A 20792-nucleotide genomic window follows, 5' to 3' on the forward strand; every position below is an offset into this window, starting at 1 on the left:
TGTTTTTTCTGTTAATTTTATTATAATAAAACTTGGCACACTTAGTGCTAAATATAAAATTAAGCTAAATGAGCTTTTTCTTTAGGCTTATAAATAAACAAAAAACATTTGTGGAGAATGTTATGAATACAGTACAAAAGGGTTTTACCCTTATTGAATTAATGATTGTTGTTGCAATCATCGGTATTTTGGCTGCGGTAGCGATTCCTCAATACCAAAACTATACAGTGAAAGCAAAAGTGGGGAATGCCTTAACTGCTGCGGAGACTTTAAAAACAGAAGTCGGCTTATGTGCACAAGAAACAGGTGCATTAACTGATTGTGATACTGGAAGTAATGGTATTTCTACATTTACTGCAACCAAAGAAGTAGCTTCTGCTTCTGTTACAAATGGTGTGATTACAATGGTTTTGGCAACTGGCATCAACTCTACGGTAGATAGTTCGAAAATTCAATATACTCCTACTTTAAATGCTACAAGTATCACATGGTGCTCTCACTCAAACATGACTCATGCTGCTGCACTTGATTTGGTAAGAAAAAATAGCGTTGGTAGCTGTACAGCTCCTACCTAATGCATTAAATTTAAAAAAGACTGGTTCGCCAGTCTTTTTTTGAATTATGAAAAATGGGGATAAAGTTGAATGTCGATACAAAATGGTGTTAATGAAATCTATGAACAATTAATTCAGTTTAGATTTAAGAATAAAAGTGGTGAATTCTATAAAGAAGATTGGAGAATTCTTAGAAATAATAATATCGTTCCTCATAGATATGATTTTGTGAAAGAAATTTCTTTGAATATATACTTTGAGTGTGAGGATTTAGATTCTTTAAAATCTAAGTTTCAGGATAAAATCCAGCAAAAAATAAAGAATGATGAATTAACTATAATTGAAATTATAAACGATACGGGTGAAAAGATTTTAACAGTAGAAGAGCAGAAAGAATTATTGAATCAAATAGAAATATTTGCTATGAAAGAATCTTTAATTTTTTGTGAATAGAAATTTATTTAGAAGTAGATATAAAAAATGTCAAAACGTCTAAAATTTTTCCTAGGCCATTTATCTATTTCTTTCTTTATTGCATTATTGGTAGTGAGCTTAGTTTTTTTCATTTGGTATCCTTCTCCACTCGCTAATGCTGTTGGCGTGACCCATATCTTTTTAATGCTGTTGGCAATCGATGTGATTATCGGACCACTCTTAGGCTTATTAGTATATAAGGAGAGAAAAAAATCACTTAAATTTGACCTAAGCGTAATTATCATTATTCAAATTGCGGCCCTATGTTATGGGATATTTAGTATTGAACAGGGTCGTCCAGCATGGTTGGTATTTCATGCAGATCGTTTTGAACTTGTACGTAAAAATGACATTATTTTAGACAATATTGATCAGACCCAGCCGCAATTTCAACACGTTTCATGGAGCAAACCACAGTTTGTTGCAGTAAAATCAGCCGTGAGTACTCATCAACATCAGAATGATATGTTTACAGAAGTATTGGGTGGTATTTCTATTGCACAACGACCGGAGCGTTATGTTTCGTTATCTAAAGCAAAAAGTCAAATACAAGAGAGAGCTTTGCCTTTAAAAGAGCTGGAAAAATACAACTCAAGAGAAAAAGTCGAAAATATTTTGAAAAATTATCCTCAAGTAGATTCATGGTTGCCATTAAAAGCTAATGCACTAGATATGGTTGTTTTAATAAATAAAGAAAAAGCTGAAGTTATCAAAATCGTTGATCTACGGCCTTGGGACTAAATAAAAATTACAGCGCTTAAAAAGCAGATTACCCTTTAATCTGCTTTTTTGTTTATCATGTGCCAAACTTCTACTGCCTGATATTTCCATGAAATTCACGCTTGCCCTCATCGCAGCAATCCTGATCTCCCTTGCATGGCTCATACCTATTCATTACCGTCCCTGGGTTACCTATACCGGTGAACTCTATGCCTTCTTCGCTTTATTCGCGCTTGCTGCCATCTGTCTAAAAGAAAAACTCAAAATTCCAGCAGTGAGTCTGCCATTGCTGTTGCTGGCCTGTATTCCTTTAGTCCAATTTCTTCTGGGACAAGTATTTTTCTTCAGTACCGCCATGATGACAGTCATTTATGTGTTTAGTTTCTGGCTAGCGAGTGTCTTGGGCTATAACTTATCTATAGGGAAAAATAACAGGGAAGAGACTTTTACCCATTTAAGCTATGTATTCTTGGTGTCAGGCACCATTACAGGCTTAATTGCCTTGTGTCAGTGGACGAATCTGGATTCAGTCTTGCCAGGTATGGTCAATATCAGTGCTAATCAGCGCCCTTATGCCAATTTCGCCCAGCCAAACAATATGGCGACTTTTTTGGTCATGGCCTTGATGAGCTGCCTTTATCTGTATGAAAAGAAAAAAATCCAGACCAGATGGCTATTTTCATGTGCGGCAATTATTGTCATGGGTGTGGCTTTAAGCCAGTCCCGTACTGCATGGGTGGCTGCGATCGCGATTATGCTTTATCTGGCGTTATACCAATATAAAGGGATCATTCGCCTGAAATGGTATTACAGCACAGCATGGTTCATCTTTTTTACTTCCTGCATTGTCGCTTTTCCATTACTCAGTCAGCTGGCGACTCAGGTCATGGATGCCCAAGTGGTGCAAAGCCGTGATGTAGTATCTCGTGCCACGGGGGATATGTCACGACTCGCCATCTGGCAGCAAATGCTGGCTGCAATTCAGGCCCAGCCATGGTTTGGTTATGGCTGGTATCAGACCAGTGTCGCTTTTGTTTCAATTAGTGATACGGTGCAGGGCCCGGTATGGATCCGAAGTGCGCATAATTTTATTTTGGATTTTTTGCTCTGGAATGGACTGATCATCGGTCTGCCTTTCTTGGCATATTTTGGTTATTTAGGCTTTCAGTTGCAGCGCTGGGTGAATACGCCAGAGTCTGTCATCGGGATCTTGATGATCGGGGCTTTTGTGACACATGCCATGTTTGAGTTTCCACAGCATTATGCCTATTTCCTGCTGCCAGTCGGTTTTATTCTGGGTACGGTTCTGGCACAAAATCCAAAAATTAAAACAGTGGTTATGCCATCAATCGGCATGAAATTCATTTTCGCTGTCGGGTTGCTTTTATTGGTTGTGATTTATCGGGATTATGACGTTGCAGTACCAAAACTCGGACAAAGTATTCGTTATGAAAAGCAGCAGGAAAAAATCACCAATGAAAAACCGATCTATCTGCTGACCGAGTTTAATCATCGCATTGGCTGGATTCGTTTAAATCCTTATAGCAAAGCGTCTGTTGAACAGATTCAGGAAGGTGAACAAATGGTCTTGAGCTATCCAACCAAATATAACCTGATCAAATATGCCAAACTCTTAGCTTTTAATGGCTACGAGGCTGAGGCCAAGCATCAGCTGCAACGCTTAAAGACCATTCAGAAAACTGAAATGAGTTATGAGGAATTAACGCAGGATATGTCTCGCTAAATACAAAAAAAGCCAGCAGATGCTGGCTTTTTCTTGGCTTAATTTTAAGTTTAGAGCTGACTTTGAATATAGTTTTCAATGCCAATGCTTTCGATCAAATCAATTTGTGTTGTGGTCCAGTCCAGATAGTTTTCTTCTTTCTCTAGGATTTCCTGAACCAGATCACGCGTCACATAATCCATTTGGGTTTCAGCCAATGCCACTGCTTTCTGGATGACTTCAATATTCTCTTTGACTTTGCGTACATCACAATGCAGCACTTCTTGAGTATGCTGACCAATATACAGTTTGCCCAGATTTTGTAAATTCGGCAGACCTTCCAAAAATAAAATACGTTCAATAATTTTATCGGCATGTTTCATCTGAACAATGGATTCTTTATATTCTGCCGAGCCCAGTTTCTCAATGCCCCAGTCATTAAACATGCGCGAATGCAGGAAATACTGGTTAATGGCAGTTAAGTGGTGATACAACACCTGATTGAGCTGATTAATCACATCACGATTGCCTTTCATCGCATAACTCCATTTGGACCTGTTTTATCTTTCTAAGAAAGCGCTCTAATCCTGATAGTAAAGCAAGTCAGGGGCAAATGGCGAGTAATTTATCAAATCAAACGTAAAACCTCGTTTTCAAGGCAGGGATATAAATGAGTGACCTAAGCCATACGACATGAAATGTCGTTTCAAATTAACATTTTTAACTTTGGATATTCTATTGGTTATTTTCATTGATAAAATAATCGCATGAAAACACTTAAATTACGCATTAAAGATAAACATTCTAAGATATTAGAGCAATTAGCATCTGAAGTGAATTTCGTCTGGAATTATGTCAATGATTTAAGCTTTAAACACCTTAAAAGAAAAGGTGAATTTCTCAGTGCTTACGATATTGCTGAATATACGAAAGGTACATCTAGGCTTTGTGGGTTACATAGTCAAACCATTCAGGCTGTTACCGAAGAATTAGTCATACGCAGAAAGCAATTCAAGAAGACCAAACTAAAATGGCGGGTCAGTCATAAGAAATCAGCCAGAAGATCACTAGGTTGGATACCCTTTAAGAAAGTAGCAATCAAGTATGCTGATGGCCATATCCAGTATGGCAAGCATCAGTTTAAAATATGGGATAGCTATGGACTGTCAAATTACAGTATCAAGACTGGTTCGTTTGTCGAGGATGCGCGTGGCCGCTGGTATGTCTGCTTAGTTGTGAATAGCCCTAAAATTGAGAAATCGACTGCGACTAATTTGATTGGGATTGATCTGGGCTTAAAGGATATAGCCACTTGTTCGGATGGTACGATAATTTCAAATCCCAAGTTCTACCGTCAATATGAACAGAAATTAGGGATTGCTCAACGAGCTAAAAATAGAAAACGTGTCTGTGCATTACACGCCAAGATTGCAAACTGTCGTAAAGACCATTTGCACAAAGCAAGTACGATGCTTATAAAGAAAAATGCACTAATTGTTGTAGGCGATCTGAGTGCGAAAAAACTGGTGAAAACCAAGATGGCGAAGTCTGTTCTGGATACCGGATTTTCAGCATTCAAGACCATGCTCAAGTATAAATGCGAGAACGCAGGAGTATGGTTTGAAGAAGTTAGTGAAAGTTTCACAACCCAAATGTGTTCGTGCTGTGGTGAGGTCACTGCAAGCAGTCCGAAAGGTAGAGCAGATTTGCGAATAAGAGTATGGGAATGTGAAAACTGTTCAAGTGTTCTGGATCGGGACTTGAATAGTGCTAAGAACATACTTGCGCTTGGGCATAAGCGTCTCGCAGGAGGAATCAGCTCTATTTAGAGAGGTGAGGATGTCAAGGAACAGCAAATGAAAATCGACATCGAATCGATCCGAACTCAGATGAATGACAATAAAAACCCGCCAGAGTCAAAGGCGGGGGAGGAGTAATGACCAAAGATCATTGTTTTTTTCATTATGCTTATAGGGAGAAATCTTTCTAAATTTATGCTGCAACGGCCAGCCGTGCTGCAATTTGTGAAACTTCATCACTGATGATCATACGAGCTTCTGGTGCACAGCGGCCACAGCAAGTTCCCAAGTCCAACATATCGCGGACATCACGATAACTTTCAGCGCCATTTGCAATAGCATCTTTAATGTCTTGATCTGTAATGCCACGGCATAGACAAACGTACATAGGACACAACCACAGTGATTAAATAAGATAAGTAATATTATTGATAATTGTTATCGTTTGTCAATAAAAATCATTTGAAATAGCTTTTATCACGATTGATGATTTAGATAAAAAAGCATCATCTGAGCGGAAATCCGAGTACTGCTCGGATTTCCACACAAAAGTGATTCGTGATTTAGAATGAGATATTGCGGGGCGGGGATTGAGTGATTTTTATAACTTATTGATTAATGATGACAATACCATCCATTTCAACCAAAGCATCTTTAGGCAGGCTTGCGACACCTAAAGCAGCACGTGCTGGATAGGGCTGGGCAAAATACTCGCCCATAATCTGATTGACCAGCTGAAAGTGAGATAAGTCGGTCAGAAAAATATTCAGTTTGGCGATATCTGCCAAAGAACCACCGGCTGCTTCACAGACTGCTTTTAAATTATCAAATACCCGGCGAATTTGAGCTTCAATGCCTTCAACCAGTTCCATACTATAAGGATCCAGACCAATTTGACCTGATAGATATAAGGTATCACCCACTAAAATGGCTTGCGAATAAGTACCAATCGCAGCAGGGGCATTTTCAGTATGGATTACTTGGCGGGACATTAATTTCTCCTTTTATCATCGACATACATCATATTCGATCAATTCGGCCGATAAAAGCACTATCGTTTTAAATGATCAACTCGCTTTAGAGGCTTCACTGAAAACGACGGGCTGAGCTAGACGGATAATTCGTGGGAAACCGAAATACATGCGTAAATCCCGGATAATCTGTGCAATCTGTTTACGGTTATGCACCACGATATTGACATAGGTTTTGTCATCCTGAGTACGTACCATTTCTACCCCGGAATGCGCTTTACGGCATTGGTAAATCAGGTCGGAAATCTGCTCGTCATTCATATCCAGGTCAATGCTAAGATAGGCAGTAAAGCTGATATCTTCCAGATCATCCGAGGTCCACTGTAACAGCATGATATTTTCTGGATGCTGATGCTGTTCATGCAGCAGGTTGTGACAGCGTGCACGATGCACAATTAAACCGCGACGGGTCAAATGACCCTGAATCGGATCACCCAGCACAGGATTACAGCAATGTGCATATTTGACATCGACACCTTCCGTTCCCTGAATCAGACGGTCTGAGCTGGCAATATTCTGATGTTGATCTTGGGCAAATAAATGGTTGGCCACCAGTTGCGGTAATAAATCACCGACTGCAATCTGTTCAAAGAGCTGTTCTTTGCTGGAAACATGGCGCCATTCCAAGAGGTTTTTCCAGTCTGCTTCAGTGAGATCGCGAATAGAACGATGGAAGAGTTTCAGTGCACGATTAAGTGCCTGTTGTCCGACCAGACGTTGCTCATCTGGATCTTGATCGCGCAGAATATTCTGAATAGCACGACGGGCTTTCTGGGTATTAATAAAACTGAGCCAATCCGGATTCGGGGTGGCGAGGACATCAGTAATGATCTCGACTACCTGACCACTGACTAAAGGAGTTGACAGTGGTTTAGTTTCATTATTAATTTTTGCACCAACGGCATGGTTGCCTAGGAATAAACTCGCGGCATAAGCAAAGTCGACCGCCGTGGCGCCTTGCGGCAATTCATGTAAATGGCCGTGCGGGGTATAGACCCAGATTTTTTCCTGATGTAAATAGTCCAGTAATTCACTGAATGTGGTTTTGGCACATTCGCCATCCACCAGTACATTCAGATTCTGCATTGATGCCTGAATCGCAGAGCGGCAGGCTTGCGGGGCACTTTCACCGAGCACGACGCCAAAACGTGCTGCTTTACGCATCAGTTCGGTTTGAATGGTGAGCGACAGGGTCGTCTCTTCGCCTTTCAAGCGCATCATCAAGGACTGGTTGCCTCCCGGTAATGGACGGCGGATATGATCTTCATAACTCTGGATTTTAAAGCTTTGGGTCAGAATTTCTGCCAGTCGGTCACAGTCCGCGATGCTCTGTAAAATAATCTCAAAAGCATGGCTATGCGTCAGCTCTTGCAGGTCGATATCATTTTTGACGAAGTGGCGCAGTAGCTCAATATTGTTGTTTTTCTTTTTGATCCGGCCTTGAATGGCATGCTGTTGCAGCAGTTCAGTCAAGTTCTTTTCCCATTTGGCCTGATATTCACAGCGTTTCGGCTTGGTTTCCTGTAGTGCGGTCTGAACGTTATTGTACATATCCAGATCAAGATTCTGATAGCACAAATGTTCCAGATTGTCGGCCATTTCATTCATGCCGACAATACGTGCCATTGGGACAAAAATTTCAAAGGTTTCGCGGGCAATACGCGCACGTTTGTCCGGACGTAGTGCATCCAAAGTGGTCATGTTGTGATAGCGGTCGGCCAGTTTCACAATAATGACACGTGGATCTTGTAGAGTCGCTTGTAGAATTTTCCGGAATGAAGCGGCTTTATTATATTCTTTATCGCTAGAATGACTCAGTTTGGTCACGCCATCGACCAGCTCGGCCACAGTAAAACCAAAAGTCTCAGTAATATCATCTTTGTTAAAGTCGGTGTCTTCAATCACATCATGCAGTAAGGCAGCCATCAGCGTTTCAGGGTCAAGACGCATATGCGCCAGAATACAGCTGACTGCAATCGGATGCAGAATATAAGGTTCACCACTTTTGCGCACAATCCCATCATGCGCCATATCTGCATAATCACAGGCCGCAAGCACACGTTCGACATCGCTTTCACTTAAATACGCATCGATAATGATCTCTAACTGCTGCTTGGCTTGACTGACCTGTGGGCCTGGCATAAAACACCTTTTCAACTGAATTTTTTACAAATAAAACGTGAAAGCGCTTTAGAAATGTGAATTTCCTGGTTTGATAGTTTTTGGCTGCTAGCGAGCAGAAAACCAATACAAACTTGATAGCTAACCCTTATGTTATAACCGTTCTGGCATAAATATAAAAGTCACATAACAAAAAAAGCCTAGTTTAGAACTAGGCTTTTTGAGTGACGATCTCTTATTGGAAAGAAAAACCGTCTAAGTTTAGATTATTTGCAGAAAGTGCAAGATCCAAGCTTGATGTTTGATAGTCTTGATCACGTTGTTTCAAAATGTCTTTTGATACATGACCTGAAGCGATTTCACGTAAAGCAACAACAGTCGGTTTGTCATTGTCCCATTCTACAGTTGGTTCAATACCTTGACGTGCCAATTGACGCGCGCGCTTGCTTGCCACTAGTACAAGCTCAAAGCGGTTGTCTACATGGTCTAAACAATCTTCAACGGTGACGCGTGCCATAAGAATTCTCGTTTGAATAATAAATTTTAACAGACTGCACAGTATAAAAGGCTTTGTCTATAGACTCAAGTTTTAATCACTGCTCAGTCGGCGTAATCAGTTTCTGAATCAGTTTTTCATGACGGTTGGCTTGTTGGCTAAGCACCAGACGATTGGCAATAATCACCGCTTCAAGGTCATGCAACGCCTTATTAAAGTCGTCATTAATAATGATATAGTCAAAGTTGCTATATTGTTGCATATCTTCTACCGCGCAGCTTAGACGATGTTCAATCACATCCACTGCATCAGTACCACGGTTAGACAGGCGTTCACGCAAGTCGAACTGGCTTGGTGGCAAGATAAAAATTTGTTTAGATTCAGGAAAAAGTCGACGAACCTGTTGCGCACCTTGCCAGTCAATTTCCAGTAGCACATCATGACCTTTGGCCAGTTGCTCTTTGACTGTGGCTTGCGCAGTACCGTAGTAATTACCAAATACTTCAGCGTATTCGATAAAACCACCTTCATTGACCAGATTTAAAAAATCTTCTTTATTGGAGAAATGATAGTGTACGCCATCGAGTTCGCCAGGTCGTTGACCGCGTGTAGTGTGTGACACAGAAACGTGAAGATTGTTGACACGCTCAAGTAGGGCTTTAACAAGGGATGTTTTGCCTGTTCCAGACGCTGCAGAAACGACAAACAAGAGACCCGACATGATATTTTTCCTGATATGATAAAATATCTTCTCTATTTTAGAGTAGAGCGGCTTTAAACTAAATAGTTGTCAGTCGATTGTTTACATTTATTTCAATTGAACCGCTAAAAATGGTGTGAGTATTGAGGATTCTATGGAAATTGTTTTAGCCAACCCACGTGGTTTTTGTGCTGGTGTAGATCGTGCCATTGCGATCGTGAACCGTGCCCTAGAATGCTTTAACCCACCGATTTATGTGCGGCATGAAGTGGTGCATAATAAATTTGTGGTCGATGACTTGCGTCAGCGCGGTGCGATTTTTGTCGATGAACTCGACGAAGTTCCTGACGATAATATCGTGATTTTTAGCGCACATGGTGTTTCTAAAGCCGTACAACAAGAAGCTGAACGTCGTGGTTTAAAGGTTTTTGATGCGACTTGTCCGTTGGTCACCAAGGTACACATTGAAGTGACGAAATATGCCCGTGAAGGTGTAGAAGCGATCCTGATTGGTCATGAGGGCCATCCCGAAGTTGAAGGCACCATGGGGCAATATGACAAAAAAAATGGTGGTGAGATTTATCTGGTTGAAGATGAAGAAGATGTCGCCGCTTTAACTGTACGCAATCCTGAAAAAGTCGCTTTTGTCACGCAAACCACTTTATCAATTGATGATACAGCGAAAGTGATTGATGCTCTTCGCCAGAAATTTCCGCTGATTCAAGGCCCACGTAAAGACGATATTTGCTACGCCACCCAGAACCGTCAGGATGCGGTGCGTGACTTGGCCAATCAGTGTGATGTGGTGCTGGTGGTCGGGTCGCCAAACTCGTCGAATTCGAACCGCCTACGTGAACTGGCCGAGCGCATGGGCAAACAGGCGTATCTGGTTGATAATGCCGATCAACTGGATCAGGCCTGGTTTAATCCTGAAACGAAAATTGGTGTGACTGCCGGCGCATCTGCTCCGGAAATTTTAATTAAACAGGTGATTCACCGTTTGCAGGACTGGGGGGCAACTGCACCTGAAGAGCTTGCCGGTCGTGAAGAGAACATTACCTTTAGTTTACCGAAAGAGTTACGTATTCCTGTAACTCAGGCTTAAGGCATGAATAGATTTGTCTGAAAATAAACAAAATTAGTCGAATAAAAAGTGCCCCATGTTTCTAATAACAGAGGCATTTTTTATGTTGTTATGGATAACTGATAGAGGCTGGTGTGACTGATTTGACAGAGGTTGGAATTGTATTGCCTCCACCTTTGGCTTTTCCTAACGTCACATTCACATTCCCTCCCATTTGGGTGGGGTCTTGAGTCATATCGGTTGTTTGGTCGCCAGTTACTAGAATATTACCAAAAACATTAATATTGGCATTACCGACGAATTTTCCTGATGCTGACCCTGTGCCTCCAGCACCTCTAGACCCTATCATATTTCCGTATAGGAACATTGGTGCCCCTGGAGATGAGTTAAATTCGAATCCTGTATCGGTTAATAAGAGTATATTTGCTAAGTTGGCAGGATATGAATCCATGTCTTTAATAAATTGACTTTTATTGGCGTTAAAATAGGCCATTGTGCTATAGCCCACGGGCTTGCCAGCAGTACTAAGGTTATCGCGCAGAATTGCATCATGTGGTTTGCAGTATTGTGTTGGATAATTGTTTGCTGGGCAGACTTTATTTAAACGAGCTAGAATATTTGCATCATTCGCTTCTAACAGATAGTGATATGGAGCATATGCATGGAATTCTGCACCGTGCTGATTACCGTTAGGCTGGACAGATTTAATTGTTCCTGTTGCAATAATAGTATTAATTATATCATCATTCCGAGTGTATGCGTTGCTCGCTATTTGATCATTCTTTTTTTTCATCGTTAAATTGACATCGCCATCAAACCAAGTAATCCCCGCTAGTTGTGCAGCTGAACTATCAAACGTCCACACACCGCGGCTCAATGACACACCGCTTGGGCATGTGATTGATGTTTTTGTTGTAATATTGCTTGTACCTGATAAGTTATTTTTAGAGCAGATAGCAGCTCCAGCCGGACTTTTTTCAAAAATATAATTGGCATCTGATTTCAAACTCATTGCATCAGGAATATTTATTCCGCCTAAATATGTAGTAACCGTAATATTTCTGACAGTTCCACCTCCTGTAATTGTACCAGCATTAGCACCACCAACGGCAATTGATACATTGTCTCCTACTATTCCACTAAATTCTGCACTTCCGAAAACCTTCAATCCACTCGCAAAGATCGACCCTGTTACAGTGCTCGTTGTTACCGTATCGGTGACTTTAAACAAGGCGCGTAAAATGGCTTTGGCACCGCCACTTTCGCCTATAATATCAAAGCAATAATTCCCCATTCCAGAGGGGCAGCTTGGGGATTTGTTGTAGTTAATGACTGTACCTGTCGTAGACGTAACCGTGCCTGTGGTGGTTGCGGCTATTTTCGCCATATCCATATTTGAACTTTTTAAAAACTCAGATAAGGCTTGATAACCGACCATAGTCTGCATTTGAGCTTGAGTTTGTGCATGCGTGGTTACCGCACTCGATTGCATGGTCTTTACGGAAGCCACGTAGCCAATCGTTGCAACGGTTAGAGTCATTCCCACTAGCAAAATAAATAGCAAAGATGTGATGCCAGACTGTCGTCGTTTCATATTGATTTTTTTATGAATACCCTTTGTTTTCATTTTAGTTCTCCTTGCTGTTATGGGTTCAGTAGACAGGTGGTGTTGCGAATTTGTCTAGCGACACTATCACTACTTGCCGCATAACTATATGCAGTCACTTCAATGGTAAATTTACCCACAAGACCGCTGACGGCTGGATTTGAGTTGATAATGCCGAATGGTGTGCAATTCGTTGCATCACTGACTTTAAACTCGAACTCACCTATACGGTTGTTGCTATTTTTAATTGTGGTGTTTGCGCTTTTAATCGGCATCAATAAAGTTTTGGTTGCCCCTGTGCTTGGGACTATTGCCTCTGAACAGCTATAACTCGAATATAGATTTAAACCATCAGTTTCATTGGCAAGGGCTTGGCAAATCGCACCTGATTTCCAAACAAATATAGGGCCAGCAGTGCCTTTTGTAATGAGCGTTCCATTTGCAGCTCGAACAGCAAAATTGGTACCATAAACCAAAGGAGTGGCAGAGTCATATCCTATGCTTTGCATCATTTTGTCAATGGAAATCAGTCCCAACATTAGCATGCTGTCTGTACCTGCGCCTAAACTTGATTCTGCGGTCAATTTCCCTGTTGTGATAAAAACCCGAGACATCGCTAACACAATAATAATTGCCAATGTCATAGCAATGAGCAGTTCAATCAGCGAGACACCCTTTTGGGAGAAGTTTAAAGTTTTCATATTTTTTCCTCCCTTGTTTAATAAGGTTTAATGTCTGCTGGGATTGGAACAAATGCGTTATTGTTGGTGTTGTTTTGAACTTTTAATGCTGGGAATTTCACTTTTATTTCCCCAGTAGTTGTTGATGCGATACCACCACCACTGCCATAGGCTGCGACGGTATAAGAGCCTTCTGTGTAGGTGCAATCTAGGTTGATATTTGTGGATGCTACGGTGATGGTTTTTGTACCAGCCGTTATGCACTGTGAAGATTCCAGTTGATTGCGCATTTGGCTAATGGTGTGTAAATGCACATTTTGATCACGATGAATCACTGCTGTACGTGCAGCAATAAAAGCACTTCCCAATCCAATAATTGCCATTAAAAAAATGGAAATGAGAACTTCAATCAGTGTCACACCACGTTGCTTTGAAAACGGATGCTTATAATTTAGCTGTCGCATCTGTGCCTCCATTCGCTGTAATCGTATAGTCTGTGCACGTCGAGATATTTTGACCGTTATTGTTGAATTGTAAGGGAGTGGTGCAGCCAGTCGGGCTAAGACTGATAGTCACTGGTGCAGGTATTTTAGCTTTCCAAATAACGACAGGAGTGGCTTTGGCATTTTCAACCGTTATTTCTTTGCTAGTATTGTTAATTTTAAGGGTTGCCGCTGCGGTAGTCGCACCAATAACACCCTCAGGGTTCTGTAAAGCTTCATTTCGTACTTTGCCCAAAGCTTCAACTAAGAGTTTTTCCGCATTGCTGATGTTTGTATTGGCCATCCATGCTTGCCCTAAAGGCATAACTTTGGTGGCCAATAGACCCAATAGCGCAATTGTAATGAGTAGCTCTATGAGCGATACACCATGTTGTTTTACCATGATGACATCCCGCCACATGTTGTACCTCCGCTAATGGTACGCGTGTTGGCTTGGTTGAGCGTTAACGTGCAACCAGCATTTCGAGTTCCTGTTTTTCCTGTTGCTGTTAAGGTGTATCCTGTCATTTTTGGAGGGGTGGCGCTGTTCATAGTGCCACTTACTGTATAATCAAAACTATCCGCTGATGGTTGCCAATCTGTAGCATAGGTTTTAGTTTCTGCGGTCGTTGTGGTTGGGTTTGGAGAGGGTGCAGTATAGGCTAAAGTTCTGAGGTAATTTCTTTCGACTACAAGGCTGAGCGCCACCAGATCAGAAGCTGCACTTTTGGCCTTAGATTTGGTAACATAGCTTGAATATGAAGGTAATGCGATTGCCGCCAAAATAGCAATAATGGCAACCGTCACCATCAGTTCAAGGAGTGTGAATCCTGAGTGTTTTTTAGACTGTGTTTGAGTTAACACGAAGGATTTTTGAGTCATAGGACGTAAAAAAAATATATTGAATGGGCAATCTTTTTTCATTGAATGAATGTCCATAATTACAAAAAATTTATCTTAACTTTGAGTGTAAATTAATTAGATATAAACAAAAGAATAAAAGTGACCAACGAGATAAAAATAGAGATAAATGGTTGGCTGTACATGAATTAAAAAAAACGATCAAAGATTAAAACTTAAAAAAACAATTTAAAAAGTTGTGAGGAGAAACTCGTGTATGAAAAAAATATCAGCTTAAACAGGAGTTTGTTTAGTCGAAATATTGGTGGCATTATCGGTGTTGGCGATTAGTATTCTCGGCTTTATTGCCTTGAAATGTCTGGTTGTTGAAGAGACATCCGAAGCTATTCATCGTGTAGAATGCATGAATATTGCTTGTGATTTGGCAGAACGTATGCGTGCAAATAGGCATGGTTTTTAAGCTATAAAATAAAAACCTCTACTGTGGCAAATCAAACGACATTTATAAGTGACTGTATGCGTAATTTTTCAGTGCAGCCGCTTTGGCTGATTTTGATGTGGCGCAGGTAACGCAGAAAGTAGCCCATTTAGGTATAATCGTAAATATGTTGCCATGTGCAGCAAATAATGACGGTCGAAATTGTTTATATGTAGCATGGGGGAGACCAATGCAATGGATGGTACAGTAGCAAATGATTGTACCGATGGCTCTGCTTATGCCTGTCTATCTGAAATCACCTGTGGGCATTTTTTCGTGTCATCAGCTCCATTTGTATAGACGAAATCAATTTGCTCATTTTGTGGTATTTGATCAAGTAAATCACCAAGTACTTGTGAATCACTGACATTGTTTGTAGTGAGCTGAACTGCCCGTATTTGAAGTGTTTTAGCATAGACACCAATATGCAGCTTACGCTATTGTCGACGATATTCAGGTTGATGTTTCTTGCGTTTCTACTCACCTTCACCCAGAAACTTTAAACCTGCGCAATCAACAAGTAGGTGAAGTCCATCTTTGCTTTTTTGATAGCTGATCGTAATATCAATATGCTTTTGTCGTCCGCAAATTGTTGTGTAGTTCAGCGTAGTCCAATTCACAAAGTTTTAATGACACTTTGCACAATGCCTGTGATCATACGGAAAGATAATCGAAATAAGGACTTATCATCAAACAGCATTGAATGGCGGTATCGGAATAGGTTTGATTTCGACCATGTTTGCCTTTTGCTTGGGCATACCATTGGGTATTGGGATCAAAACAGATCGAGAGATTTCCTCGATTGATCAAAACATGGTTGTAATAAGACTAATTGGTTGTACGATAGATTTTAGGTGTAGGCTTATTCATCTGAGAATTATATTGCTGAATCAGACCTTACGGACAGCTTTGTGAAACAAAGCCGTTACAGGCTCTGCCCAAGAAGGAAATGGGCATTTGGTGTTGAATTATCATGGTGAACGATGTTGACTCCCAGGTTCTGACAAGAATAATAGTAGGGCTTGTACGCCCTCCGCAACCTTAAACTGGGACGGCTGCTAAAATAAATTCAAACCTGCGGATAAATACGTTTAGATCTTTCATTCAGGGCAAACTTCGCGTAAAATACTGCCCTCTATGAAAGGGGTTTGAAATGTATCGATGGTCGGTACAGGGATAATCCGTAAAAACTATAAGGTTGTATCATGGTAGTTATTCGTCTTACTCGCGGTGGTGCTAAAAAGCGTCCATTCTATCAAATCGTTGTAACTGATAGCCGCAATCCACGTGACGGTCGTTTCATCGAACGTATCGGTTTCTTCAACCCTACAGCGCAAGGTAAAGCAGAGAAACTTCGTTTAGATGCTGAACGTTTTGCTCACTGGGTTTCTCAAGGTGCTCAACCTTCTGATCGTGTTGCTTCTTTAGCTGCTCAAGCTAAGAAAGCTGCAGTTGCTGCATAATTTTTATATAAATTAGGTAGTAGCTTGCCCATGACACCAACACAGAATGTTCCCGAAGATCGTATTCAGATTGGACAGTTGCGTTCAGCATATGGATTAAATGGGTGGCTCTGGGTCTATTCCAATACAGAACCTATGAGCAACATATTTGACTATCTGCCTTGGTACATTGAGACCAAAGCAGGTTGGCAAATTGTCGATGTAAAACGTTGGAAACCACATGGTAAAGGCCTGGTTGTTTCGCTGAAAGGTGTGAGTGATCGCACTGGCGCAGACGAACTGGTTGGCTCCAATGTCTGGATCTCTAAATCGCAACTGCCTCAAGCAGGCGTAGATGAGTACTATTGGTCTGATTTAAAAGGTCTAACTGTGTTAGGTCTGGACGATGAAGAGCAAGAAGTCAATCTCGGTCAAATTTTTGAGCTGTTTGAAACAGGTGCTAACGATGTGATGGTGGTTCGCGCAACTGCCGACAGCATCGATGGCGAAGAGCGAATGATCCCATGGCATAAAGATGTGGTGCAACGCGTTGATCTTGAAGCTGGTCGTATCTACGTCAATTGGGGCGTAGACTACTAAGAATTTTTCGGAAATACGGGAGTCTGCGATGTTTTTTGCAGTCATTACGCTTTTTCCTGAAATGTTTGAAGCGATTACAGCCTATGGGATTAGCGGGCGCGCAGCAAAACGTGAGTTGATGCAAATTCATTGCATCAATCCTCGCGATTATGCGACGGGCAACTATAAACGCGTGGATGAACGTCCATTCGGTGGTGGTCCGGGTATGGTGATGATGGCTGAGCCTCTCGCAAAAGCAATCCAGCATGCCAAAGAGCTTGCAAGGCAAGCGGGTGCAGTTCAGGTTCCTGTGGTGTATATGTCACCGCAAGGAAAAACCTTAAACGAAACTGCGGTACAGGATTTTGTCAAATATGACGGAATCATCGTACTGTGCGGACGTTATGAAGGCGTCGATGAACGTTTGATCCAGCAATACGTTGATCAGGAATGGTCAATTGGAGATTACGTCTTGTCGGGTGGTGAACTGCCTGCGATGGTTTTATTGGACAGTATTATCCGGAGACTTCCGGGTGCCATGTCTGATGAACAGTCACACGTGCAAGACTCATTTGTGGATGGTCTTCTAGATTGCCCACAATATACCAAGCCAGATCATTTTGAAGGTTTGGATGTGCCTGAGGTGTTAAAGTCCGGGCATCATGCCAATATTGAAAAATGGCGGTTTTTGCAGCGATATCAGCGTACACTTGAACGCCGCCCAGAGTTGGTGGAAAAAGTCGAGTTGACCAAGCAGCAGAAAAAATGGCTAAAAGATTTGTAAGATATTGATGAGTGATCATTTCTGTCTTCAAGCAAGTACTTAAAATTATTTAAGTATTCTTTAATAGGCTCTTTATGGTTGAGATGGTCAACCATAAAGGGAAAGATAATCGGGTGTATGCGCTTTAGCCTCTATACCCAGCGATGATCAGACCTCTTCTGACTCGCACATATTGGAGATACCCCATGAGCGGTAAGCATCCTTTAGTTCAAGTAATTGAAAACGCACAATTGAAACAAAACATCCCTGCTTTTGCACCAGGTGATACAGTTATTGTTCAAGTTAAAGTAAAAGAAGGCGACCGTGAGCGTTTACAGGCGTTCGAAGGCGTTGTAATTGCTAAGAAAAACCGTGGTTTGAACTCTGCGTTCACAGTACGTAAAATTTCTAGCGGTGTTGGCGTTGAGCGTGTATTCCAAACTCACTCTCCAATCGTTGCTGGTATCGAAGTGAAACGTCGTGGTGACGTTCGTCGTGCTAAACTTTACTACCTACGTGAATTGTCTGGTAAAGCTGCACGTATTCGTGAAAAATTACCAGCTCGTAAAACTAAAGCTTAATTTTAAGCTTTATACGAGTAAAAAAATGCGCCTTTGGGCGTATTTTTTATGCCTAATTTTTATGTAGATTTATTCGAAATGTTCCTGAAAAGGCAAGATCATAGCATCAAAAATATCCAAGAAAATTTTATGAATAAACATCAGGAATAATACAAAATATCCCCAAGACGGGAATCCTGCATTAAAAAGTTGAATGCAAATAAAACATTGTGTGATAGCCAGTAAAATACTGATCCATACATTTGCGATAATATGTCGATGACAAGAGGGGCAATAATAAGGCTCATATTTTTTAAATTGAAAAGGATTAATGACTTTTCGTTTGCAGCAGGGGGCAGGTTCTTTTAAATTTGTTTTTGATTTCTATAGAACGTATCTGCATTTATTTTATTTCACACTTATTTTTTATATTTGATGAATATTTTATATGCAGTTTGATCATGATTAGCAAGTAAATTTTAAGAAAAAAATTAGCGAAAAATAAGATAGAAAAGCCTCTGGATGAATAGAGGCTTGTGTAGCTCTATAAACCTTGCAGTTTTAAGCGGTTGGCATGCTGGCGATAAACATCGACTGGGTCTGGAGCAAAGATATTTTTTAACCCGAGTAACTGGTTCACTTCATCCAGATGGTTCCAGTTGTAGTTATCCCGAATGGTTTTACCGAATTTGGCACTACAGCGGGAGACCAGACCATCATTTTCCTTGCCGCCATCAATGAGTAAAGCTGTAACTTTAAGTGCTGAATCAGGATCGAGCGGGTTGGTGACTTGGCCTACACCTGTGAATGAATAGTTGTAGATACCTTTTTGTTGATATGCACCTTCACCACAGGTGGTAGTCGGCATACCGAGCGGATATTTCTGGTTGAATTGAGCGGATCCTGCCAGGGTCAGGCTGCTACCACCGGCCAGAGAATCATGCGGGAAACTGTTCGGATCCAACCCTTGTGCCCAGGTGATGGCCTTAGACACCAGGTTGATACCACCGACTAAAGGCCCTTGTATCGGTGTACCTTCTGCTTGCAGGATCAGGTCTCCAACCGGGGAGCCCTTATGCGGAGCACCGACAGAAGTCAGGGAAGCGACTATTCCATTCCCTGCACCTGCGACATAACGAATGGTCGGGCCGCCATGGGAATGACCAATCAGATTGACTTTGTCTGCACCGGTAATGGCCTGAATTTCTTTGACTTGCTCTAAAAGTTGTTCACCCCGAATTCCTGAGGAGTTAAAAGGTGAGACACGTGTTGCCCAGACATTGCCGCCATTACGCGCCAGATCCGGTAAAATCTGATACCAGTAATCCAGTCCAAACTGGTCGGTACCGACCCGGATAAAGCCTGCCATACCATGTGCGAAGACAATTGGATATTGGGTCTTGGCATATTGTGAACTGGCTTTTGCTGTGACCTGACTGGCTTGGGTGGATGCCTGAGTGCTGAGGCATGTACCCGCCAGCAGCAGGCCGGTGATGAATGCTCCGAATTTCATTATATTTTCCTCACTTTTGTTGTTTTAACGGGATGATCCTCATCCGGTTGTCTAAAGTCCCCCTCTGCAGCAGGGACTCAGTTTCCTAAGTTTTTTTAATTAATAGAGATGATCTATTCATAAAAATAAGTGATTTATAAGCCTTGCAGTTTGAGCCGGCTGGCATGTTGGCGATAGAGGGCGATCGGATCCTGCGCAAAAGGGCCCAAAATACCGAAAAACTGGTTTACTTCATCAAAATGGTTATGGGCATAGTCCTGACGAATGATCTGGCCATAGCGTCCGCTACACAGTGGCAGGGCACCATCATTGGCTTCTCCTTTCAGGAAACTGCTACCTAAAGTCACAACTGTAGATTCAATCGCATCCAGCGGATTGGTCGTCTGCCGGTTGCCCATCCAGGAATAGTGGTAAATTCCATTGGGTGTAAGTTTGCTGCCCTGAGACTGACAGTCTTTGGGAATGGCAGAGGAGCCATATTTCACATTGAAGGCCTGAATCGCCTCTGGATTCATGGCTTGCAGTGCTTCGATCATACTGACCGGATACTGGTTAGCTGTAACCAGATTCATGCTGTGGCCCAAAATTGTACCAATGGCATGGATAAAGGGTTCAAGCAGTGGCGTCTGGCTGGCATTGACAAAAACCGGGGTGCCTTGCATCGCCCCGGCAATGGCGGTTAAAGAGGCGGCTTTATGCGGTGCAACGCCCTCGATATATTGAATTGTTGGGCCACCTTGGCTATGCCCAATCAGATTGACTTTCTTATGGCCCGTCAGTGCCAGTATTTCATCAATTTGCATCAAGAGCTGTTCACCGCGCAGTTCATTGGACGCAACAGCAGACAATTCGGCAGAAAACACCCATGCACCATGCCGGCTCAGGTCTTGGGGAATCTGATACCAATAATCTAAACCGATGTGATCTGTTCCAATCCGGTTAAAACCTAGACCAAAACCATGAACAAAGACCATCGGGTATTTTGTCTTGGCATAACTCGAGAGGACAAAATTGCTTTTATATTCCTGTAATGCCGAGGCTTGCACAGGGCCAGTTAATAGGGAAACCAGTAGCAAAAAGCTTAAGTAAGATATTATTTTTTTCATTGCAGCTTCCCGATCGCGGA

The 20792-nt window shown here is 41.7% G+C and carries 23 protein-coding genes and 3 pseudogenes; 11 read left to right on the forward strand and 15 right to left on the reverse strand.

Annotated features, from left to right (window positions below):
* Positions 1 to 122: 122 nt before the first annotated feature.
* The 4 genes from PV763_RS04590 to PV763_RS04605 all read left to right on the forward strand — a co-directional run bounded on the left by PV763_RS04590 (position 123) and on the right by PV763_RS04605 (position 3492).
* The gene (locus PV763_RS04590) at positions 123 to 575 is read left to right on the forward strand and encodes a pilin (RefSeq protein WP_174894145.1); all 453 of its coding nucleotides are present in this window, start codon (positions 123 to 125) and stop codon (positions 573 to 575) included.
* Positions 576 to 644: 69 nt separating this feature from the next.
* Entirely contained in the window at positions 645 to 1007 is a 363-nt protein-coding gene (locus tag PV763_RS04595) for a hypothetical protein (protein WP_174894146.1), read from the forward strand.
* Positions 1008 to 1034: 27 nt separating this feature from the next.
* Positions 1035 to 1769, forward strand: a complete 735-nt coding sequence (gene tfpZ / locus PV763_RS04600; protein WP_174894147.1) for a TfpX/TfpZ family type IV pilin accessory protein — start codon at positions 1035 to 1037, stop codon at positions 1767 to 1769.
* A gap of 88 nt (positions 1770 to 1857) precedes the next feature.
* A complete protein-coding gene (locus tag PV763_RS04605; protein ID WP_420937440.1) occupies positions 1858 to 3492 on the forward strand; it encodes a Wzy polymerase domain-containing protein in 1635 nt (544 codons plus the stop codon).
* Positions 3493 to 3542: 50 nt separating this feature from the next.
* Here PV763_RS04605 and bfr read toward each other — a convergent pair whose 3' ends face one another.
* Entirely contained in the window at positions 3543 to 4007 is a 465-nt protein-coding gene (bfr, locus tag PV763_RS04610; RefSeq protein WP_005265547.1) for a heteropolymeric bacterioferritin subunit Bfr, read from the reverse strand.
* A 231-nt stretch (positions 4008 to 4238) separates the two neighbouring features.
* Between bfr and PV763_RS04615 the strand changes: the two genes are divergently transcribed.
* A complete protein-coding gene (locus tag PV763_RS04615) occupies positions 4239 to 5300 on the forward strand; it encodes an RNA-guided endonuclease InsQ/TnpB family protein (RefSeq protein ID WP_420937441.1) in 1062 nt (353 codons plus the stop codon).
* Positions 5301 to 5463: 163 nt separating this feature from the next.
* Here the strand turns inward: PV763_RS04615 and PV763_RS04620 are convergent, their stop codons facing one another.
* From PV763_RS04620 to gmk, 5 genes are all read right to left on the reverse strand, one after another.
* Positions 5464 to 5658: a bacterioferritin-associated ferredoxin gene (locus PV763_RS04620; protein WP_004644972.1), complete on the reverse strand. Its 195-nt coding sequence runs from the start codon at positions 5656 to 5658 to the stop codon at positions 5464 to 5466.
* A 220-nt stretch (positions 5659 to 5878) separates the two neighbouring features.
* A complete protein-coding gene (locus PV763_RS04625; protein ID WP_004644973.1) occupies positions 5879 to 6262 on the reverse strand; it encodes a RidA family protein in 384 nt (127 codons plus the stop codon).
* 75 nt (positions 6263 to 6337) lie between these two features.
* Positions 6338 to 8443, reverse strand: a complete 2106-nt coding sequence (locus PV763_RS04630; protein ID WP_005108527.1) for a RelA/SpoT family protein — start codon at positions 8441 to 8443, stop codon at positions 6338 to 6340.
* A 214-nt stretch (positions 8444 to 8657) separates the two neighbouring features.
* On the reverse strand, positions 8658 to 8939 hold the full coding sequence (rpoZ, locus tag PV763_RS04635; RefSeq protein ID WP_004281186.1) for a DNA-directed RNA polymerase subunit omega: 282 nt from the start codon (positions 8937 to 8939) through the stop codon (positions 8658 to 8660).
* A 76-nt stretch (positions 8940 to 9015) separates the two neighbouring features.
* Positions 9016 to 9639, reverse strand: a complete 624-nt coding sequence (gmk, locus tag PV763_RS04640) for a guanylate kinase (protein ID WP_004281187.1) — start codon at positions 9637 to 9639, stop codon at positions 9016 to 9018.
* Between the two features lie 133 nt (positions 9640 to 9772).
* On the opposite strand from gmk, the gene ispH reads away from it, so the two are divergent.
* On the forward strand, positions 9773 to 10723 hold the full coding sequence (ispH, locus tag PV763_RS04645; protein ID WP_407595272.1) for a 4-hydroxy-3-methylbut-2-enyl diphosphate reductase: 951 nt from the start codon (positions 9773 to 9775) through the stop codon (positions 10721 to 10723).
* Positions 10724 to 10811: 88 nt separating this feature from the next.
* Here the strand turns inward: ispH and PV763_RS04650 are convergent, their stop codons facing one another.
* The 6 genes and pseudogenes from PV763_RS04650 to PV763_RS04675 form a co-directional block, all read right to left on the reverse strand.
* Positions 10812 to 12329 carry a hypothetical protein gene (locus PV763_RS04650; protein ID WP_407595273.1) on the reverse strand — a complete coding sequence of 506 codons (1518 nt, stop codon included), beginning with the start codon at positions 12327 to 12329 and terminating at the stop codon, positions 10812 to 10814.
* Positions 12330 to 12346: 17 nt separating this feature from the next.
* The gene (locus tag PV763_RS04655) at positions 12347 to 13009 is read right to left on the reverse strand and encodes a PilW family protein (protein WP_407595274.1); all 663 of its coding nucleotides are present in this window, start codon (positions 13007 to 13009) and stop codon (positions 12347 to 12349) included.
* A gap of 17 nt (positions 13010 to 13026) precedes the next feature.
* Positions 13027 to 13452 (reverse strand): type II secretion system protein J, encoded by a 426-nt coding sequence (locus PV763_RS04660; protein WP_407595275.1) that lies wholly within the window; start codon positions 13450 to 13452, stop codon positions 13027 to 13029.
* Positions 13433 to 13891 (reverse strand): Tfp pilus assembly protein FimT/FimU, encoded by a 459-nt coding sequence (locus tag PV763_RS04665; RefSeq protein WP_407595276.1) that lies wholly within the window; start codon positions 13889 to 13891, stop codon positions 13433 to 13435. The genes PV763_RS04660 and PV763_RS04665 overlap by 20 nt, the downstream gene beginning before the upstream one ends.
* A complete protein-coding gene (locus PV763_RS04670) occupies positions 13867 to 14178 on the reverse strand; it encodes a hypothetical protein (protein WP_407595284.1) in 312 nt (103 codons plus the stop codon). The genes PV763_RS04665 and PV763_RS04670 overlap by 25 nt, the downstream gene beginning before the upstream one ends.
* Positions 14179 to 14216: 38 nt before the next feature.
* Positions 14217 to 14352, reverse strand: a pseudogene (locus PV763_RS04675) (pilus assembly FimT family protein); the annotation flags it as partial.
* 271 nt (positions 14353 to 14623) lie between these two features.
* On the opposite strand from PV763_RS04675, the pseudogene PV763_RS04680 reads away from it, so the two are divergent.
* Positions 14624 to 14791, forward strand: a pseudogene (locus PV763_RS04680) (type IV pilus modification protein PilV); the annotation flags it as partial.
* A gap of 257 nt (positions 14792 to 15048) precedes the next feature.
* On the opposite strand, the pseudogene PV763_RS04685 reads toward PV763_RS04680, so the two are convergent.
* A pseudogene (locus PV763_RS04685) lies at positions 15049 to 15619 on the reverse strand (IS5 family transposase); the annotation flags it as partial.
* Positions 15620 to 16014: 395 nt separating this feature from the next.
* On the opposite strand from PV763_RS04685, the gene rpsP reads away from it, so the two are divergent.
* From rpsP to rplS, 4 genes are all read left to right on the forward strand, one after another.
* Complete coding sequence (rpsP, locus tag PV763_RS04690) at positions 16015 to 16272, forward strand: 30S ribosomal protein S16 (RefSeq protein ID WP_407595277.1); 258 nt, start codon at positions 16015 to 16017, stop codon at positions 16270 to 16272.
* A 30-nt stretch (positions 16273 to 16302) separates the two neighbouring features.
* Positions 16303 to 16851 (forward strand): ribosome maturation factor RimM, encoded by a 549-nt coding sequence (gene rimM, locus PV763_RS04695; protein WP_004281200.1) that lies wholly within the window; start codon positions 16303 to 16305, stop codon positions 16849 to 16851.
* Between the two features lie 28 nt (positions 16852 to 16879).
* A complete protein-coding gene (trmD, locus tag PV763_RS04700; protein ID WP_004281202.1) occupies positions 16880 to 17614 on the forward strand; it encodes a tRNA (guanosine(37)-N1)-methyltransferase TrmD in 735 nt (244 codons plus the stop codon).
* 185 nt (positions 17615 to 17799) lie between these two features.
* The gene (rplS, locus tag PV763_RS04705) at positions 17800 to 18174 is read left to right on the forward strand and encodes a 50S ribosomal protein L19 (RefSeq protein WP_004281205.1); all 375 of its coding nucleotides are present in this window, start codon (positions 17800 to 17802) and stop codon (positions 18172 to 18174) included.
* 523 nt (positions 18175 to 18697) lie between these two features.
* Here the strand turns inward: rplS and PV763_RS04710 are convergent.
* The gene (locus PV763_RS04710; RefSeq protein ID WP_420937442.1) at positions 18698 to 19666 is read right to left on the reverse strand and encodes an esterase/lipase family protein; all 969 of its coding nucleotides are present in this window, start codon (positions 19664 to 19666) and stop codon (positions 18698 to 18700) included.
* Between the two features lie 134 nt (positions 19667 to 19800).
* Positions 19801 to 20772, reverse strand: coding sequence for an esterase/lipase family protein (locus PV763_RS04715; protein WP_420937443.1), 972 nt, complete (start codon positions 20770 to 20772; stop codon positions 19801 to 19803).
* Positions 20773 to 20792: the final 20 nt, after the last annotated feature.

Source organism: Acinetobacter sp. AS5 (assembly GCF_048957595.1).
In the GTDB taxonomy this organism is placed as follows: domain Bacteria; phylum Pseudomonadota; class Gammaproteobacteria; order Pseudomonadales; family Moraxellaceae; genus Acinetobacter.

What these genes read in the sequence shown, in the direction of transcription:
- ispH (WP_407595272.1), top strand. Translation starts at nt 9,773, where the DNA reads ATGGAAATTGTTTTAGCCAACCCACGTGGTTTTTGTGCTGGTGTAGAT.
- bfr (WP_005265547.1), bottom strand. Translation starts at nt 4,007, where the DNA reads ATGAAAGGCAATCGTGATGTGATTAATCAGCTCAATCAGGTGTTGTAT.
- rpsP (WP_407595277.1), top strand. Translation starts at nt 16,015, where the DNA reads ATGGTAGTTATTCGTCTTACTCGCGGTGGTGCTAAAAAGCGTCCATTC.
- PV763_RS04625 (WP_004644973.1), bottom strand. Translation starts at nt 6,262, where the DNA reads ATGTCCCGCCAAGTAATCCATACTGAAAATGCCCCTGCTGCGATTGGT.
- PV763_RS04710 (WP_420937442.1), bottom strand. Translation starts at nt 19,666, where the DNA reads ATGAAATTCGGAGCATTCATCACCGGCCTGCTGCTGGCGGGTACATGC.
- PV763_RS04650 (WP_407595273.1), bottom strand. Translation starts at nt 12,329, where the DNA reads ATGAAAACAAAGGGTATTCATAAAAAAATCAATATGAAACGACGACAG.
- PV763_RS04605 (WP_420937440.1), top strand. Translation starts at nt 1,858, where the DNA reads ATGAAATTCACGCTTGCCCTCATCGCAGCAATCCTGATCTCCCTTGCA.
- PV763_RS04660 (WP_407595275.1), bottom strand. Translation starts at nt 13,452, where the DNA reads ATGCGACAGCTAAATTATAAGCATCCGTTTTCAAAGCAACGTGGTGTG.
- PV763_RS04590 (WP_174894145.1), top strand. Translation starts at nt 123, where the DNA reads ATGAATACAGTACAAAAGGGTTTTACCCTTATTGAATTAATGATTGTT.
- rpoZ (WP_004281186.1), bottom strand. Translation starts at nt 8,939, where the DNA reads ATGGCACGCGTCACCGTTGAAGATTGTTTAGACCATGTAGACAACCGC.
- trmD (WP_004281202.1), top strand. Translation starts at nt 16,880, where the DNA reads ATGTTTTTTGCAGTCATTACGCTTTTTCCTGAAATGTTTGAAGCGATT.
- rplS (WP_004281205.1), top strand. Translation starts at nt 17,800, where the DNA reads ATGAGCGGTAAGCATCCTTTAGTTCAAGTAATTGAAAACGCACAATTG.
- rimM (WP_004281200.1), top strand. Translation starts at nt 16,303, where the DNA reads ATGACACCAACACAGAATGTTCCCGAAGATCGTATTCAGATTGGACAG.
- PV763_RS04620 (WP_004644972.1), bottom strand. Translation starts at nt 5,658, where the DNA reads ATGTACGTTTGTCTATGCCGTGGCATTACAGATCAAGACATTAAAGAT.
- PV763_RS04595 (WP_174894146.1), top strand. Translation starts at nt 645, where the DNA reads ATGTCGATACAAAATGGTGTTAATGAAATCTATGAACAATTAATTCAG.
- PV763_RS04655 (WP_407595274.1), bottom strand. Translation starts at nt 13,009, where the DNA reads ATGAAAACTTTAAACTTCTCCCAAAAGGGTGTCTCGCTGATTGAACTG.
- PV763_RS04615 (WP_420937441.1), top strand. Translation starts at nt 4,239, where the DNA reads ATGAAAACACTTAAATTACGCATTAAAGATAAACATTCTAAGATATTA.
- tfpZ (WP_174894147.1), top strand. Translation starts at nt 1,035, where the DNA reads ATGTCAAAACGTCTAAAATTTTTCCTAGGCCATTTATCTATTTCTTTC.
- PV763_RS04715 (WP_420937443.1), bottom strand. Translation starts at nt 20,772, where the DNA reads ATGAAAAAAATAATATCTTACTTAAGCTTTTTGCTACTGGTTTCCCTA.
- PV763_RS04665 (WP_407595276.1), bottom strand. Translation starts at nt 13,891, where the DNA reads ATGTGGCGGGATGTCATCATGGTAAAACAACATGGTGTATCGCTCATA.
- gmk (WP_004281187.1), bottom strand. Translation starts at nt 9,639, where the DNA reads ATGTCGGGTCTCTTGTTTGTCGTTTCTGCAGCGTCTGGAACAGGCAAA.
- PV763_RS04630 (WP_005108527.1), bottom strand. Translation starts at nt 8,443, where the DNA reads ATGCCAGGCCCACAGGTCAGTCAAGCCAAGCAGCAGTTAGAGATCATT.